Genomic DNA, 15,883 nt, shown 5'->3' with positions numbered 1-15,883 from the left:
TTGCCGACCCGCATGACCCACTACGAAGGCGATCTTCGCCCCACCACCGCGCGCTTTGCGATCATCGCCAGCCGCTGGAACGCCCGCATCACCGACGTGCTGGTTGCCGGCGCACGCCAGAGCCTGGCCGGCAACGGCATTGGCGAGGACGCCATCGACGTGATCCGCGTGCCCGGCGCCTGGGAAATCCCGATCGCCGCCAACCGCGTGGCGCAGTCCGGCCAGCATGGCGCGATCATCGCGCTGGGCTGCGTGATCCGTGGCGATACCCGCCATTACGAACACGTGGCCGACCTGTGCGCCGAAGGCCTGATGAGCGTGCAGCTGCAGACCGGCGTGCCGGTGCTCAACGGCGTGCTGGCGGTGGAGCGGGTGGAAGATGCCGAGGCGCGTGCCGGCGGCAGCCACGGCAACAAGGGTGAGGAATGCGCGCTTGCTGCGCTGGAACTGGTGAATTTGATGGAGTTGTTGCCATGAGCAAGTCCGGTGGACATGCACGCCACGGCCGTCGCGACGGCATCGACCCGGTGCTGCGTTCGCGCGCGCGCCGCCGCGCCCTGCAGGCGGTGTATGCCTGGCAGATCTCCGGCGGCTTCGCCAGGCAGGTGATTGCCCAGTTCGCGCATGAGCAGGCGCACGAAGTGGCGGATCTGGCGTATTTCGAAAGCCTGGTCGATGGCGTGATCGCCAACCGCGCCGAACTGGATACCGCGCTGACGCCGTATCTGGACCGCGGCGTGGAAGAGGTCGATGCGATCGAGCGCGCGGTGCTGCGCCTGGCCGCCTACGAGCTGTTGTACCGGCAGGACGTGCCCTACCGCGTTGTCATCAACGAAGCGATCGAAACCGCCAAGCGCTTCGGCTCCGAGCACGGCCACACCTACGTCAACGGCGTGCTGGATCGCGCCGCGGTGGAGTGGCGCAAGGTCGAGTCGGGCGCCTGAGGCGCCGTGGGAATGGGGAGTCGGGAATGGGGAATCGTAAGAGCTCCATCTGCGATATCTCCTGACGCGCTTTTACGATTCCCGATTCCCTTCTCCCGATTCTCGTCCCCATGCCCGAATTCGATCTGATCGCTCGTCTGCGCGCCCGCATTGCGGCGCGTGCCGATGTGCCGTTGGGCATCGGCGACGATGCGGCGCTGTTGCAACCGCCGGCCGGCGAGCAGTTGGCGATCACCGCCGATACGCTCAATGCCGGGGTGCACTTCCCGCACGAGACGCTGGCCGCCGATGTCGGCTGGAAAACCTTGGCGGTGAACTTGTCTGATCTGGCGGCCATGGGCGCGCAGCCGCGCTGGTGCACGTTGTCGCTGTCGCTGCCCAGCGACGATCTGGCCTGGGTGGACGGGTTTGCCGATGGCTTCTTTGCGCTGGCCGACGCGCATGACATTGCCTTGGTCGGGGGCGACACCACGCGCGGGCCGTTGTCGTGCGCGGTGACCGCCATCGGCAGCGTGCCGCCGGGCGCGGCGCTGCGTCGCGATGGCGCGCGCGTGGGCGATGACGTATGGGTCACCGGGGCGCCAGGCGAGGCCGCAGCGGCATTGTCGCTGTGGCAGGCCAGCCGGCTGGATGTCACGCAGGCCGCGGCCGATGCAGTGCATGAAACCTGGCGCGGCCGTCTGCTGCGCCCGCAGCCACGTGTGCAGGCCGGCTTGCGTCTGCGTGGGCTTGCGCATGCCTGCGTGGATGTCTCGGACGGTCTGCTGGCCGATCTGGGTCACCTGTGCGAACGCAGCGGCGTGGGCGCTCAGATACTTGCTTCGATGCTGCCGCCCATGTTGTGCAGCGATGGCATTGATGCGCTGGCCTGTCTCGGCTGGCAACTCGGCGGCGGCGACGATTACGAGCTGTGCTTCACCGCCGCCCCGCCGCATCGCGATGCAGTGGAGCAGGCAATGGCGTTTGCCGGCGTGGCCGCCACGCGCATCGGCCGCATCGTGGCCGCACCGGGCGTGGTGGTGCATGACGCAGATGGCAATCCCTGGCATCCACCGCAGCGCGGGTATCAGCATTTCGTTGGCTGACGCGTGGGGTTGGAGCGTGTGCTGAGGGGACCGGCGGTGCGTGGGGCGCCGTGCTGAGACGGCGCAGCGAAGCGGATCGCCGGGCGCGCATCAGCGGGCGCGCATCAGTTGGGCGCTAGTGTCTTGCTTGACCTTGGGTTGATGGTGCATCTGGGGACGACGAATGCGGCCGGTGGCCCTCATCCGCCCTTCGGGCACCTTCTCCCGCATGCGGGAGAAGGCAGCGTGCTCGCGTTATCCCGCCAGTCCTGCGCGATGAGTTTCCATCAGCCAAGCCAAACGCGATCCCCGCCGCCTGCCGCTTCCCGCTTCCCGCTTCCCGCTTCCCGATTCCCGATTCCCGATTCCCGCTTCCCGCTTCCCGCTTCCCGCTTCCCGCTTCCCGATTCCCGATTCCCGATTCCCGATTCCCGATTCCCGATTCCCGATTCCCGATTCCCGGCCCTTGAGCCATACCGTACCGTCTGGTACGTTCGCCCGGCGTTCTCCCCCGAACCACGGATGCATGGCAATCGCCGCTGGGCCATCCCGGCCCGGCCTTGCGTGGGAGAAGCAGCATGAGCAAGCGTTGGATTGGTGGCATCGCCGCACTGGCGTTGCTGATGGCATCGGCGTCGGCCGTGGCGGGCGCCTTCAGCAAGACCTATGAGCGCATCCCCGGCTGGGACGGCGCCCGGATGGGAGCCTTGGTGCTGGTGCCGCAGGGGCAGGGGGCCGGGCCGTTTCCGCTGATCGTGATGCCGGCCAGTTGGTCGCTGCCCAATCTGGAATACCTGGGCCGCGCCACCCAACTGGCCAGCGATGGCTATGTGGTGGTCAGCTACACCTCGCGCGGGTTCTGGGATTCGGCTGGCCAGATCGATATCGCCGGGCCGGACACGGTGGAAGACGTCAGCGCGGTGATCGACTGGGCGCTGGCGCATACGCCAGCCAACCCGAATGCGATTGGCGCGTCGGGGATCTCCTATGGCGCCGGCATCAGCTTGCTGGCGGCCGAGCGCGACCCGCGCATCAAGGCAGTGGCTGCGCTCAGCGGCTGGGCCGATCTGGAAGCGGCGCTGTACTCCAATCGCACGGTCAGCCAGCAGGGTGTCGGCTTGCTGGTCGGCGCGGGAACGTTGACCGGCCGGCCTGGTCCTGACCTGGCGCAGATCGGGAAGCGGGTCGCCGTCGGCGACTACGACGGCGCAGTGCAGGGCTTCCTGCCGCAGGCCGCTTCGCGCAGCCCGGTGCGCGGGGTGGACGCGCTCAACCTCAATCGCACCGCCGTCTTGCTGGGCAATGCCTTCAACGACGGCTTGTTCCCGCCGAATCAGACCATCGCCTTCTTCAATCAATTGCGCGGGCCCAAGCAATTGCTGCTGAGCCAGGGCGATCACGCCACCACGGAACTGCCCGGCGCGTTGGGCCTGCCCAACGAGGTCTACACCGCCGCCACGCGTTGGTTCGATCGCCATCTCAAGCAAGTACGCAACGGCGTGGATACCGAAGCGCCGGTGCGACTGTCGCCACGCGCGGGGCAATGGCTGGCGTATCCAAATTGGACATCGGTGCAGCAGGGCAGCACGCGCCTGGGTCTGTCTGCACCATCCGGGCTGCTCAGCCCTACCGGTGGGTTGATCGCCGGCACTGCCAGCGGATGGCAGTCGCGCATTGCCACCGATGTGCCGACACTGGCCGACTCGGGCGTGGTGCTGGTCAGTGGCCTGTTGCAGGGGATCGGCTTGCCGGTGACCACCTCGATTCCGCTGGTCGCGCGCGCTGGCGCGGCGGTGTGGGTGGGCTCGCCGGTTAGCAATGTGCGTCAGCTGGCCGGCAGCCCATCATTGCGAATCACGGTGGTGCCCACGCAATCGAAGGTGAGCCTGTTTGCGTATCTATACCGCATGGACGCGTTGGGCGTTGCCTCGTTGATCACGCATGCGCCGTATTCGCTGCGCGATGCAACGCCCGGCCGTGCGGTGACCCTGGAGTGGTCGCTGCAGGCCGCCGCCGCCGAAATCCCCGCAGGGCAGCGATTGGTGCTGGTCATCGATACGCGCGATGCGCGTTACACCGATGCAAGCGATGGCGGCGGCGCGGTGACGTTCACCTCGCCGGTGGCAACGCCATCGGTGTTGAACGTGCCGCTGCGATAACGCATCAAGGCAACACTTGACCTGTGTTGGCGTGCATCAGCGGTGGGTGATTGCCAGGACGCGTGTTCGTCTTGCGACTGCACTCGCGTGGCTGGTGTGCAGATTGCGAACAAGTGGGATTGCTCGTTGGCCTTGTTGCGGCATGGATGCCGCTAGGAGCCTTGAGTGATCGGTTGATGGCGTATTTCGCTGGCGGGTAGGACACGCGTCCTGCGATCACGCTGGCTTGGGTTTTCAGATGTTGCCAAAGCGCGCTTGCACCTTGCATGTCGTTGCGTTCGATGAGCGGCGGCGACAAGCCGCTGATCTGTGCGGTCGCTGCAGGGCCCTTGCTCGCCCACCATTGCAGGACACGCCGCAAGTACGTCCTTGTAGGCTCATGCGCGGCATTCATGCCGCATAAGGTCCCGCGACGGTGGGCGGGCAAGGGCCACTCGAGAGTATCGGTATGCGTGGTTAAAAGCAGGGCATCGTTTGCGTGCGTTGCTGTGGCGAGCGGATGAGTTTCTACTCCTCGCTTTTCTTGTGGGAAGAGCCCACACATAAAAAAATGTACTCCCAGCAATCATGTCGTTACGTCTGTAGCTGAGTCGTCAGCCGCATCAGCTCGATCAACCCCACAAGTGACCTGCCTGCGCCACTGCATGTCGCCGTTCCATCCGCACCCAACCAATTCGAAAGGCGCACTGCCCTGGCCGGTTCCGGGACCGTGTGGCGGCATGGATGCCGCCACCGAGCCTCCACGGACGGATTCACGGCGTGTCCCGGAACCGGCCAGGGCAGTGCGCCCTCGACTAACCGCCCTCGACTAACCGCCCTCGACTAACCGCCCTCGACTAACCGCCCTCGACTAACCGCCCTCGACCAACCGCCTCGACCAACCGCCCTCAGCCAAACCAATAGCCAGCGTCCAACCCGTAACCGCACACAGGCGAGCGAACAATCCAGGCGTCGACCAAGCACCGCTCGGCCGCTTTTATGCGGAATTTACGCAGCGACCATGCCACGTCCATAGCGACTTTACGCAGCCCGGGAAGACACTGCGCGGGTTGGCGGAGCGGTTCCGCCGTGGACGATCCCGATGCATCCCTTGACCTGTCTGCTCCACCGGCGCTGCGCGCGCGGTGTGGCGGCGCCTTGCCCTGTTGTCATGTCCCGGCTGCCTGAAGATGCGGGCAGCCTCATGTTGTCGCGTGCCTGCGCACGTTTCGGGGAGTGAACGACATGCCTGCCTGGTTGTCCCTGTTGTGCGGCGTGGCCGTACTCGTTGCTGCCGCGTACCTGCTGTACGTGGTGCTGCGGCCCGAAGACTTCTGATGTGAGTGCGCTGCAATGACTCAAACCTTTCTTGTTTACGCGCTGGCCATCGTGCTGGCGTGGCCCGTGGGCCGGTACCTGGCTGCGGTGATGCGCGGTGCCCCGATGCGGGGCGATGGCGTGTTCGGGCTGATCGAACGGCCCCTGTACGCGCTGCTCGGCACGCGCCCGCAGCAGGGCATGTCCTGGCGTGGTTACGCCATGGCGTTCCTGATCAGCAACCTGGTGGTCGGCCTGCTGACCTGGGGAGTGTTCATGACCCAGGCCTGGTTGCCGCTCAACCCCGATGCCATTCCCAACATGCGGTGGGATACAGCGCTGCACACCATGGTGTCGTTCCTCACCAACACCAATCAGCAGCACTACTCGGGCCAGTCGCAATTGTCGTACCTGTCGCAAATGACCGGCATCGTCGGTCTGCAGGTGGTGACGCCGATGATGGGCCTGGCATTGGCGGTGGCAACGCTGCGTGCCTTGTTCGGTGGACGAGCCATCGCAGGCCCGTCCGATGCCTTGCCGGCATCGGACGCAACGACAGGCGCCCGGCCAGGGATGATCGGGCAGGACGAGGCGGAGACGGCGCTGGCGCGCCATGGCGGGCAACCGCCAAGCTCTAGCGCGGAGGCACTTCCTGACGCCGATGTCGGCAACTACTGGGCCGATGTCATCCGCGCCAGCGTGCGCGTGTTGCTGCCGCTGTGCCTGCTGTGGACCGTGCTGCTGGGCTGGCAGGGCGTGCCGTCCACGCTGCAGGGCGCGGCCACTGCCGTGCCGCTGGACAGCGGCGCCGGCATGGCCAAGCAGACCATTCCGGTAGGCCCGGTCGCATCGATGGTGGCGGCCAAACAGCTCGGCACCAACGGTGGCGGCTGGTATGGCCCCAACAGCACGGTGGCGCTGGAAAACCCCACACCGCTGAGCAACTTCCTGGAAACCCTGGCGCTGGTGCTGCTGCCGATGAGCGTGGTGTTCATGGTCGGCTACCTGACCGGACGCAAACGGCTCACGGCGCTGGTGTTCGGCACCATGTTGACGATGTCGGCGGCGAGTACCGCATTGTTGCTGTGGTCCGAGGCGCATTCGAGTAGTGCCGCTTCGCCGGCCCTGATGGAAGGCAAGGAAGTGCGCATCGGCGCCGACGCCTCTGCGTTGTGGGCGGCCTTGACCACGCAGACCTCCAACGGTTCGGTCAATGCGATGCACGATTCGCTGGCACCGTTGAGCGGCCTGGTCACGTTGGTGGATATGCTGATCAACGCGATCTGGGGCGGCATCGGCTGCGGTCTGCAGCAGTTCGTGGTGTATCTGCTGCTGAGCGTGTTTTTGGCCGGCCTGATGACCGGGCGCACGCCGGAGCTGTTCGGCCGCAAGATCGAAGCGCGCGAAGTGCAATTGCTGGCACTGCTGATTCTGTTGCAGCCGCTGGTGGTGCTGGGCTTTACCGCGGTGGCACTGGCGGTGCCGGCATTGACCGCCAATTCCAATCCTGGCTTCCATGGCATCAGCCAGGTGTTCTACGAGTACACCTCGGCGTTCGCCAATAACGGCTCGGGCTTCGAGGGGCTGGGTGATGCCACGTACTGGTGGAACCTGAGTTGCTCGGTGGTGCTGGCCCTGGGTCGCTACCCGGCGCTGATCCTGCCGTTGATGGTGGCTGCGCGCATGGCGGTGAAGCGGCGCGCGCCCGAGTCGGCCGGCAGCCTGCAGGTGGAAACCCCCACCTTTGCGCTGACCCTGATGGCGATCGTGCTTGTGCTGACCGTGCTGCAGTTCATGCCGGCACTGGTGCTGGGCCCTATCGCTGAACACCTCGCCCTGGCGGCGTCCTGAGAATTGAGCAATGTCTACGATCGATACAACTGAAAAACGCGAGCGCGGTGACGCAGCGTTGTTCGATGCTGCGGTGCTGGTCGCGGCGATCCGTGCGGCCTTCGTCAAGTTGTCGCCACGGCATCTGCTGCGCAGCCCGGTGATGGCGGTGGTGATGGGCGGTACCGTGCTGGCGGCGGTGATCACCGCCAGCGGGCAGGACCATGCCGGCTTCGGCTGGGCGGTGACCGCCATCCTGTTCGTGACGGTGCTGTTCGGCAATTTCGCTGAGGCCATCGCCGAAGCGCGCGGCCGCGGCCAGGCCGCTTCGTTGCGCCGTGCGCGCAAGGACCTGGTGGCGCGGCGGGTCGAAACCGCGCTGGGCGGCCGCGAAACGCGGGTGCCGGCGGCCGAGTTGCGCCCGGGCGATTACGTGATGGTGTCCGAGGGCGAATTCGTCCCGGCCGACGGCGAGATCGTGCGCGGTCTTGCCACCATCAACGAAGCGGCGGTGACCGGCGAATCGGCACCGGTGCTGCGTGAGGCCGGCACCGATCGCAGTGGCGTGATCGGCGGCACCCGGGTGCTGTCCGACGAGATCGTGTTCAAGGTGACGGCCGAGCCCGGCCACAGTTTTCTGGACCGCATGATCGCGCTGGTGGAAGGCGCCAACCGGCAGAAGACGCCGAACGAAATCGCGCTGACCTTGTTACTGGCCGCAATGACGCTGACCTTCCTGATCGTGGTGGCCTCGCTGCCGGCGATTGCGGGCTTCGTTGGCGTCACGCTTGATCCGCTGCTGCTGATCGCGTTGTTGGTGTGCCTGATCCCCACCACCATCGGCGGCCTGTTGCCGGCGATCGGTATTGCCGGCATGAACCGCGCGCTATCGGCCAATGTATTGGCCAAGTCAGGCAAGGCAGTGGAAGTGGCCGGCGACGTGGACGTGCTGTTGCTCGACAAGACCGGCACCATCACCTACGGCGATCGCCAGGCCACCGCATTCCATCCGTTGGCCGGCATCGATCGTACGCAACTGCGCGATGCCGCGATGCTGGCTTCGCTTGCGGACCCGACGCCGGAAGGCAAGTCCATCGTCAAGCTGGCGCGCCAGCAAGGTGCGGTCGCGGTCGAGCCCGAAGGCGCGCATTTCATCGCCTTCACCGCGCAAACCCGCATGTCCGGCGTGGATCTGGCTGGCCGCAGCATCCGCAAGGGCGCCGGCGATGCGATCGTGGCGTATGTGCAGGCGCAGGGTGCGACGGTCTCGCCGGAACTGCAGGGCCGCATCGAGGAAGTCGCACGCGGCGGTGCCACCCCGCTGGTCGTGGCCGAAGGCCGCCATGTGCTCGGCGTGGTCGAGTTGAGCGACGTGGTCAAGCAGGGCATCAAGGAGAAATTTGCGCAGCTGCGTGCGATGGGCATCAAGACGGTGATGATCACCGGCGACAACCCGCTCACCGCGGCCGCCATTGCTGCAGAAGCCGGCGTGGACGACTACATCGCGCAGGCGCGCCCGGAAGACAAGCTGGCGCGTATCCGTGCCGAGCAGGCCGGCGGGCGGCTGGTGGCGATGGTGGGCGACGGCACCAATGACGCACCGGCGCTTGCGCAGGCCGATGTCGGCCTGGCGATGAACTCCGGTACGCAGGCGGCCAAGGAGGCCGGCAACATGGTCGACCTGGATTCGGATCCGGCCAAGCTGCTGGCGGTGGTCGAGGTGGGCAAGCAGCAGCTGATCACGCGCGGCGCCTTGACCACCTTCTCGCTGGCCAACGATGTGTCGAAGTATTTCGCGATCCTGCCGGCGCTGTTTGCTGCGGCAATTCCGTCGATGACCGCGCTCAACGTGATGCAGCTCTCCAGCCCGCGGCATGCGGTGCTGGCGGCGCTGATCTTCAACGCCTTGATCATTCCGGCCTTGATTCCGCTGGCGCTGCGCGGCGTGCGCTTCCGTCCTTCCAGCGCCACCGCGCTACTGCGGCGGAACATGCTGATCTACGGCCTGGGCGGTGTACTGCTGCCGTTCGCGGCCATCAAGCTGATCGACCTGGCGCTGGCCGCCACCCTGGGTACCTGAGTCATGACCACTTCTTCCAAGAGCACTGCCATGTCCACCTCCCTGCCATTGCGCGACGATGGCGTGCTACGTGCCTCTCTTGCCTTTGCCGCGGTTACGCTGCTCGGCCTGGGCCTGGCCTATTCGCTGGTCGCCACCGGCATCACCGGCGCGCTGTTTCCGGCGCAGGCGCAGGGCTCGCTGCTGCGCGCGGAGGCGAAGGTGGTCGGCTCGGCACTGGTGGCGCAGCCATTCACGGATGCACGCTACTTCCAGCCGCGCCCATCGGCGGCCAAGTACGACCTCACCGCCGCCGCCGGCAGCAACCAGGCGCGTTCCAACCCGGACCTGCAGGCGCGCATCGCCGCCACCCGTGCCGAGGTCGCCGCGCGCGACGGCATCGCCCCGGACGCGGTTCCCGGCGAGTTGCTGACCCAGTCCGGCAGCGGCCTGGACCCGCACCTGAGCCCGGCCGGTGCGCAAGTGCAGGTACGCCGCATCGCCACCGCGCGTGGCTGGCCGGAACAGCGTGTGGCCGTACTGCTGCAGGCCGCCACCGAGCAGCCACAGTTCGGCCTGCTGGGGCAGCCGCGGGTGAATGTGCTGGCGCTGAACCTGGCGCTGGATCGCGCAGGGAATGGGGAAGCGGGAATCGGGAATGGGGTGAAGCAAAAGCACTAGGATCATCGGGCAGCTGTAGGCTTTGCGATTCCCCATTCCCCATTCCCCATTCCCCATTTCCGATTCCCGATTCCCGATTCCCGATGACCGACGCCCGCACCCAACAAGCCGACGCGCTGATCGGCGAACTGCAACGCGAACATGGCGGGCGGCTCACGGTCTTCCTGGGTGCGGCGCCCGGCGTGGGCAAGACCTACGCCATGCTGTCGCGGGCGCGCGAGCGTTTGCGGCAGGGCATGGACGTGGTGGCGGGCGTGGTGGAAACCCACGGGCGCAGCGAAACCGCTGCGCTGCTCGACGGCTTGCCGCTGCTGCCGCGCATGCGCGTGAACTACCAGGGGCGGGTACTGGAAGAGCTCGACCTGGATGCATTGCTGGCGCGCAAACCGCGGCTGGCCCTGATCGACGAGCTGGCCCATCGCAACGTGCCCGGCAGCCGGCACGAGCGGCGCTGGCAGGACATCGTTGAATTGCTCGATGCCGGCATCGATGTCTATACCACGGTCAACATCCAGCACCTGGAAAGCCTCAACGACATCGTGCTGCGCATCACCGGCGTGCGCGTGTCCGAAACCGTGCCCGATGCGGTGTTCGACCGCCTGCGCGATATCGTGTTGGTGGATCTGCCGCCACGTGAACTGATCGAACGGCTGCAGCAGGGCAAGGTGTATCTGCCCGAACAGGCGACACAGGCGTTGCAGGCATTTTTTTCGCCCTCCAACCTCACTGCCCTGCGCGAGTTGGCGATGCAGACCGCCGCCGACCGCGTCGACAGCGATCTGCGCGACACCCAGGCCGCGCGCGGGCTGCCCGGCACGGCCGCGTTGCGTCGCCGCGTGGTGGTGGCCATCGATGGGCGTGGCAGCTCGGATTATCTGGTGCGGGTGGCGCGGCGCCTGTCAGAGCGCCGCGATGCACCGTGGACGGTGGTGACGGTGCAGACACGCACCGTTGCCGATGCCGACTGGCAGCTGGAGATCGATCGTGCCTTCGCGCTCACGCGTCGCCTCGGCGGCGATACCGCGCTGCTGCACGGCGCCAACGTCGCCGAGGCGTTGCTGGATTTCGCCGCGCAAAACGGCGTGTCCACGCTGGTGCTGGGGCGCACGCGCGAACGCCCGCTGGCGCGCATGTTCAACCGCACGCTGACCCAGCAACTGCTGCAACGTGGCGCGCATTACGAACTGGTCATCGTCAGTTCCGCGGACGCGCGCGCACGCGCACGCCAGCGTTGGCGCAATCCGCGCCAGTGGCTGCAGCGTTACGACCTGGCCTTCGCGGCGATCGCCGCCGCTGCCGCGGTCGCGGTGGCGTGGGTGATCCAGCGCTGGACCGACATCGACGACCTGTCGATGGTGTTCATCGTCGCGGTGGTGCTGGTGGCCTCGCGCACGCGCATGGCCGCCGCGGTGATCGCCGCGCTGCTGAGTTTTGTCGCCTACAACTTCTTCTTCATCGAACCACGCTTCACCCTGCATATCAGCGCGCGCCAGGGCGTGGTGACGGTGTGCCTGTTCCTGATTGCCGCCCTGGTCGCCGGCCGCCTGGCCTCGCGCCTGCGCAGCCAGGTGCTGGCCTTGCGCGCCGCCAATGCGCATGCCAATGCGCTGCAGACGCTGGCCCGCGAGCTCAGCACCGCCGCCGACCTGGGGCAGGTGCTGGAAGCCGGCCGTCGCGCGCTGGCCACGGCCCTGGATGCCGAGGCCTGGTTGCGCCTGGAGCAGCGCGAAAGCGATGCACCGGCCAGCTTCGGTGCACTCGATCGCAGCGCGGCGGACTGGACCCAGCGCCACGGTCAGCCGGCCGGCCGCTTCACCGATACGCTGGCCGGTGCGCAGTGGTGGTGCCTGCCGGTGCGGCACGAACGCGGCAGCCTGGGGGTGGCCGCGCTGCGCTTTCGTCAGAGCGTGCAGCGGCCCGGCCTGGAGGAGCGTCGGCTGGCCGAAGCGATGGTGGAGGACATCGGCCAGGCGGCGCTGCGCACGCGCCTGGTCGCCGATCTGGAAGGCGCGCGCGTCAGTGGTGAAACCGAGCGCCTGCGCTCGGCATTGCTGTCCTCGGTCTCGCACGATCTGCGCTCGCCGCTGGCCTCGATGATCGGCTCGGCCAGCAGCCTGGCCAGCTACGGCGATGCGATGGACGCGCAGGACCGCCACAGCCTGCTCGACACCATCCAGCTCGAAGGCGAGCGGCTGGATCGCTACATCCAGAACCTGCTCGACATGACCCGGCTCGGCCACACTGGGCTGACCTTGAAGCGCGACTGGATCGGCGTGGACGAGCTGATCGGCTCGGCCACGCGGCGGCTGCAGCGCTACCAGCCGGCGGTGCGCCTGCAGCTGGACCTGGCCGCCGACCTGCCGGCGATCTGGGTGCACCCGGCGCTGGTGGAGCAGGCCATCTTCAACGTGCTGGAGAATGCGGCGAAATTTTCGCCATCCGGCATGGCGGTCACGGTGCAGGCGCAACTGCGCAGTGGTGCGTTGCAGATCGACATCGGCGACCAGGGCCCCGGCATTCCCGAAGACGAGCGCGCGCGCATCTTCGACATGTTCTACAGCGTGGAGCGCGGTGACCGTGGCCGCCATGGCACCGGCCTGGGCCTGACCATCTGCCAGGGCATGATCGGTGCGCACGGCGGCAGCGTGGAGGCATTGGCCGGGGCGCATGGTCAGGGCACCACGATTGGCATTACGCTGCCGCTGCTCCTCCCTGCCGCGCCACCACGCCCCGATGCCGACTGACCCCGCTGCCATCCCTCCCGCCCGTGTGCTGATCATTGACGATGAGCCGCAAATCCGCCGTTTTCTCGACATCAGCCTGCGCGCGCAGGGGTACCGTGTGCTGCAGGCCGGCACCGCCGAAGAAGGGCTGGCCACGCTGGCCGGGCAGGGTGCCGAACTGGTGGTGCTGGATATTGGCCTGCCTGACCGTGACGGCCATGAAGTGCTGCGCGAGATCCGCCAGTGGTCCAATGTGCCGGTGATCATGCTCACCGTGCGCGCCGGCGAAACCGAGAAGGTCGCCGCACTCGATGCCGGCGCCAACGACTACGTCACCAAACCATTCGGCGTGCAGGAACTGATGGCGCGCATCCGCGCGCTGCTGCGCCAGTCCGGTGCCGGCAGCACGGTGGAAGAAAGCGTGTTCGACGACGGCCGCCTGCACATCCATCTGGGCCTGCGCGAAGTCACCCTCAATGGTGAAGCGGTGCCGCTGAGTCGCAAGGAATACACCCTTCTCGCGCTGCTGCTCAAGCACGCCGGCCGCGTGGTCACCCAACCGCAACTGCTACGCGAGGTGTGGGGCCCCACCCACGAGGAAGACACCCACTACCTGCGCATCCTGGTCGGCAAGCTGCGCCAGAAACTGCACGACGATGCCGCCGACCCGCATTACATTGTCACCGAACCGGGCGTGGGCCTGCGGTTTATCGGTGTAACGCGCTGAGTCAACTGGCCCATGGTGCACGAGGATCCAAAATCAGCAACATCTCCAGGGGCGTATACGCAGATCGTTGAAAACGGGATCGGCTGGTTCATGAGTTTTGGGGTACGCCGAAGCCATACGCTATCTATCCCATGACCGGTCCTTGACGCTGTCCTTGCTGTGTCTGGTCGAGCTGCATGCTTTGCTGTTGACTCAATTGTTCCCTATGCAGGTCTAGGCCACGCTGGATCGATACTTCGATTGGGGTATTGATTGCCACCTCTGTCTCTACATGGGCCCGCATGTGTGCGGGATTGCTTGGCGTTCCTTGCACCGCGAAAATGATGCCCTGCCTGCAGTGATGGCGTAGCCGTGCTGAGCATGACGTGATCTACCCGAGTAAGGCCATTTGCCATTGCCTCAGTAGCCAAACATGCGGCCGCGCGGTTGCTGCGTTCATCTGGTGATCGCCCCATCAATCGATCTAAAGCATGAACGCGTTCAAGGCACTGTCCAAATATCGGCGGTAGGTTTGGCGACTTCAGGGTTAATGGCGCGGGAGGCCCAAAAGGGTGTGCTCCTTGGTGGTAAATTGGATCAGTTCGTTCGAGTGACGAAGCCCAAGATCTGCCGACCTAGGTGTGTACTTCGCCAGCGGGATCGGTCACTGATAAGTGGCCCTGGCGATCGACTCTTACCTGAGAAATTTCAGCTCTAGCAAGTTCATTTCCTCCGGAAATTGCCAGTGGAGTTCCAGGGGTTTGGGTATCCATCCTCGCAAGGATGCGAGCGCCGTTTGCCGGGTCACGGAACATCGCATCGAAAAGCTGTAGGCTAGGCTCGCTGTTGAATCCGCGTGCCAAGGCTGGATTGTTAGCCTCTCTGACCTGAGTTCTCCATTCTTCACTGCCTTGCCCCTGCCCCAGTTCCAACGCATTGACGAGGCCGACTCCCCTGGCTGTCGCATCGCGCCCGGATGTGATCGCTGCTCGAACATCAGGGTTCAGATCGTTGATCCCTTGGTTCCCAACCCAATCGCGGACGCTATCGGGCGTCATGCCAGTGGATTGTTTGAGGGTGTCTACGAGTAGCGTTCCACGAGATTGGTTCTGGTTGTAAAGTTTGCTGGTCACAGCAACGATTTCCGCAGCTTCGCCCGGGTGAGTTCGATTGAGATTCTGTAGCCAGCCTATTTCCGACAGAGGTTCGCCCACGGCTTGCCATTTTCGCTCGACCTGCTGATCGTTGAGAGCTTGCACAAACGTGCGTCCGTCATCAGATCTGAGGAATTCGTTGATACGATCTTGTTCCGTGGAGGAAAGGTCGTTACCCACTTGTCCGCGTGTCTGCAGTCGCCTTAGGGAAGGTCTGAACAACTCCATCTGATACTGCCACAATGGATCAACGAACCGAGCGGACGATCTCGATGCAGCTGAGCTTTGGCGACGCGGAGTACAACGGCAAGCGCAAGCAGACACGGCGCGAGGTGTTTTTGTCGGAGATGGAGCAGGTGGTGCCGTGGAAGGGTCTGCTGGTGCTGATCGCGCCGCACTATCCGACGTCTGGGCAGCCGGGCCGGCAGCCCTACCCGCTGGAGACGATGCTGCGCATCCACTTTCTGCAGCAGTGGTACGCACTGAGCGACCCAGCGGCGGAAGAGGCGCTGTACGACACGGTGTCGATGCGTCGTTTCGCCAAGATCGGCGGGCTGGATGAGGTGCCGGACGAGACGACGATTCTCAACTTCCGTCATTTGTTGGAGCGGCACGATTTGGCGCGCAAGCTGTTCAATCGGGTCAACGCGCACCTGTCGCGCAAGGGGCAGAGCTTGCGCGGCGGGACGATCGTGGACGCCACCATCATCGCTGCGCCCAGTTCGACCAAGAACAAGGAAGGCGAGCGCGATCCTGAAATGCATCAGACCAAGAAGGGCAACCAGTACTACTTCGGGATGAAGGCGCACATCGGGGTGGACGAGGACTCCGGGCTGGTGCACCACGTGGAATGCACGGCGGGCAACGTAGCCGATATCACGCAAGCGCACAAACTGCTGCACGGCAAGGAGGACACGGTGTGCGGGGACAGCGGCTACACCGGGCTGGAGAAGCGCGAAGAACTGAAGCGCAAGCGCAAGTTGCGCTACCTGATCGCGGAGAAACCCTCGAAGCTGAAGCAGATCAAGAACAAACGCGAACTGAAGTTGGCCAAGCGCTGGGAGCACACCAAGGCCAGCCTGCGTGCGAAGGTGGAACACCCGTTTCGGGTGATCAAGCGTCAGTTTGGCTACGTCAAGGTGCGCTATCGCGGCTTGGCGAAGAATACCGCGCAGGTGCTGACGCTGTTCGCGCTGTCGAATCTGTGGCTGAAGCGAAAGCAGTTACTGCCTGCCGTGGGGAAGGTGTGCCTGTAGCAGGGGCAACA

Annotated in this window: 13 protein-coding genes and 1 pseudogene; 11 read left to right on the top strand and 3 right to left on the bottom strand. The window is 65.5% G+C overall.

The genetic code is table 11. The features are described 5' to 3' along the window. Positions 1-12 precede the first annotated feature (12 nt). From ribH to A7D17_RS20995, 10 genes are all read left to right on the top strand, one after another. A complete protein-coding gene (gene ribH / locus A7D17_RS21040) occupies positions 13-477 on the top strand; it encodes a 6,7-dimethyl-8-ribityllumazine synthase (RefSeq protein WP_003490334.1) in 465 nt (154 codons plus the stop codon). Further along, positions 474-944 carry a transcription antitermination factor NusB gene (nusB, locus tag A7D17_RS21035; RefSeq protein ID WP_064510894.1) on the top strand — a complete coding sequence of 157 codons (471 nt, stop codon included), beginning with the start codon at positions 474-476 and terminating at the stop codon, positions 942-944. Before ribH ends, nusB begins: the two co-directional genes overlap by 4 nt. 110 nt (positions 945-1,054) lie before the next feature. Beyond that, entirely contained in the window at positions 1,055-2,029 is a 975-nt protein-coding gene (gene thiL / locus A7D17_RS21030; protein WP_064510893.1) for a thiamine-phosphate kinase, read from the top strand. 557 nt (positions 2,030-2,586) lie between these two features. Further along, positions 2,587-4,167: a CocE/NonD family hydrolase gene (locus A7D17_RS21025; protein ID WP_064510892.1), complete on the top strand. Its 1,581-nt coding sequence runs from the start codon at positions 2,587-2,589 to the stop codon at positions 4,165-4,167. A gap of 1,224 nt (positions 4,168-5,391) precedes the next feature. Continuing rightward, the gene (locus A7D17_RS21020) at positions 5,392-5,484 is read left to right on the top strand and encodes a potassium-transporting ATPase subunit F (protein ID WP_006452907.1); all 93 of its coding nucleotides are present in this window, start codon (positions 5,392-5,394) and stop codon (positions 5,482-5,484) included. A gap of 15 nt (positions 5,485-5,499) precedes the next feature. Further along, entirely contained in the window at positions 5,500-7,314 is a 1,815-nt protein-coding gene (gene kdpA / locus A7D17_RS21015) for a potassium-transporting ATPase subunit KdpA (protein WP_064510891.1), read from the top strand. 10 nt (positions 7,315-7,324) lie between these two features. Continuing rightward, the gene (kdpB, locus tag A7D17_RS21010; protein ID WP_064510890.1) at positions 7,325-9,373 is read left to right on the top strand and encodes a potassium-transporting ATPase subunit KdpB; all 2,049 of its coding nucleotides are present in this window, start codon (positions 7,325-7,327) and stop codon (positions 9,371-9,373) included. Positions 9,374-9,403: 30 nt separating this feature from the next. Beyond that, complete coding sequence (kdpC, locus tag A7D17_RS21005) at positions 9,404-10,033, top strand: potassium-transporting ATPase subunit KdpC (RefSeq protein WP_064510889.1); 630 nt, start codon at positions 9,404-9,406, stop codon at positions 10,031-10,033. Between the two features lie 83 nt (positions 10,034-10,116). Next, complete coding sequence (locus A7D17_RS21000) at positions 10,117-12,777, top strand: sensor histidine kinase (RefSeq protein WP_064510888.1); 2,661 nt, start codon at positions 10,117-10,119, stop codon at positions 12,775-12,777. Further along, a complete protein-coding gene (locus A7D17_RS20995) occupies positions 12,767-13,483 on the top strand; it encodes a response regulator (RefSeq protein WP_064510887.1) in 717 nt (238 codons plus the stop codon). The genes A7D17_RS21000 and A7D17_RS20995 overlap by 11 nt, the downstream gene beginning before the upstream one ends. 124 nt (positions 13,484-13,607) lie before the next feature. On the opposite strand, the gene A7D17_RS25300 is transcribed toward A7D17_RS20995, so the two are convergent. From A7D17_RS25300 to A7D17_RS24340, 3 genes and pseudogenes are all read right to left on the bottom strand, one after another. Beyond that, complete coding sequence (locus A7D17_RS25300; RefSeq protein ID WP_425479651.1) at positions 13,608-13,766, bottom strand: hypothetical protein; 159 nt, start codon at positions 13,764-13,766, stop codon at positions 13,608-13,610. A gap of 121 nt (positions 13,767-13,887) precedes the next feature. Next, a pseudogene (locus tag A7D17_RS25295) lies at positions 13,888-13,938 on the bottom strand (hypothetical protein); the annotation flags it as partial. Between the two features lie 159 nt (positions 13,939-14,097). Next, positions 14,098-14,844, bottom strand: a complete 747-nt coding sequence (locus tag A7D17_RS24340; protein ID WP_161946568.1) for a hypothetical protein — start codon at positions 14,842-14,844, stop codon at positions 14,098-14,100. 44 nt (positions 14,845-14,888) lie between these two features. Between A7D17_RS24340 and A7D17_RS20990 the strand changes: the two genes are divergently transcribed. Further along, positions 14,889-15,872, top strand: coding sequence for an IS5 family transposase (locus tag A7D17_RS20990; RefSeq protein WP_064510886.1), 984 nt, complete (start codon positions 14,889-14,891; stop codon positions 15,870-15,872). Positions 15,873-15,883 lie beyond the last annotated feature (11 nt).

Source organism: Xanthomonas floridensis (assembly GCF_001642575.1).
Taxonomy (GTDB): domain Bacteria; phylum Pseudomonadota; class Gammaproteobacteria; order Xanthomonadales; family Xanthomonadaceae; genus Xanthomonas; species Xanthomonas floridensis.
Note: the sequence above shows the minus strand (reverse complement) of the source record. Positions and strands in the feature narration are given on the sequence as shown.

What these genes read in the sequence shown, in the direction of transcription:
- ribH (WP_003490334.1), top strand. Translation starts at nt 13, where the DNA reads ATGACCCACTACGAAGGCGATCTTCGCCCCACCACCGCGCGCTTTGCG.
- nusB (WP_064510894.1), top strand. Translation starts at nt 474, where the DNA reads ATGAGCAAGTCCGGTGGACATGCACGCCACGGCCGTCGCGACGGCATC.
- thiL (WP_064510893.1), top strand. Translation starts at nt 1,055, where the DNA reads ATGCCCGAATTCGATCTGATCGCTCGTCTGCGCGCCCGCATTGCGGCG.
- A7D17_RS21025 (WP_064510892.1), top strand. Translation starts at nt 2,587, where the DNA reads ATGAGCAAGCGTTGGATTGGTGGCATCGCCGCACTGGCGTTGCTGATG.
- A7D17_RS21020 (WP_006452907.1), top strand. Translation starts at nt 5,392, where the DNA reads ATGCCTGCCTGGTTGTCCCTGTTGTGCGGCGTGGCCGTACTCGTTGCT.
- kdpA (WP_064510891.1), top strand. Translation starts at nt 5,500, where the DNA reads ATGACTCAAACCTTTCTTGTTTACGCGCTGGCCATCGTGCTGGCGTGG.
- kdpB (WP_064510890.1), top strand. Translation starts at nt 7,325, where the DNA reads ATGTCTACGATCGATACAACTGAAAAACGCGAGCGCGGTGACGCAGCG.
- kdpC (WP_064510889.1), top strand. Translation starts at nt 9,404, where the DNA reads ATGTCCACCTCCCTGCCATTGCGCGACGATGGCGTGCTACGTGCCTCT.
- A7D17_RS21000 (WP_064510888.1), top strand. Translation starts at nt 10,117, where the DNA reads ATGACCGACGCCCGCACCCAACAAGCCGACGCGCTGATCGGCGAACTG.
- A7D17_RS20995 (WP_064510887.1), top strand. Translation starts at nt 12,767, where the DNA reads ATGCCGACTGACCCCGCTGCCATCCCTCCCGCCCGTGTGCTGATCATT.
- A7D17_RS25300 (WP_425479651.1), bottom strand. Translation starts at nt 13,766, where the DNA reads ATGCGGGCCCATGTAGAGACAGAGGTGGCAATCAATACCCCAATCGAA.
- A7D17_RS24340 (WP_161946568.1), bottom strand. Translation starts at nt 14,844, where the DNA reads ATGGAGTTGTTCAGACCTTCCCTAAGGCGACTGCAGACACGCGGACAA.
- A7D17_RS20990 (WP_064510886.1), top strand. Translation starts at nt 14,889, where the DNA reads ATGCAGCTGAGCTTTGGCGACGCGGAGTACAACGGCAAGCGCAAGCAG.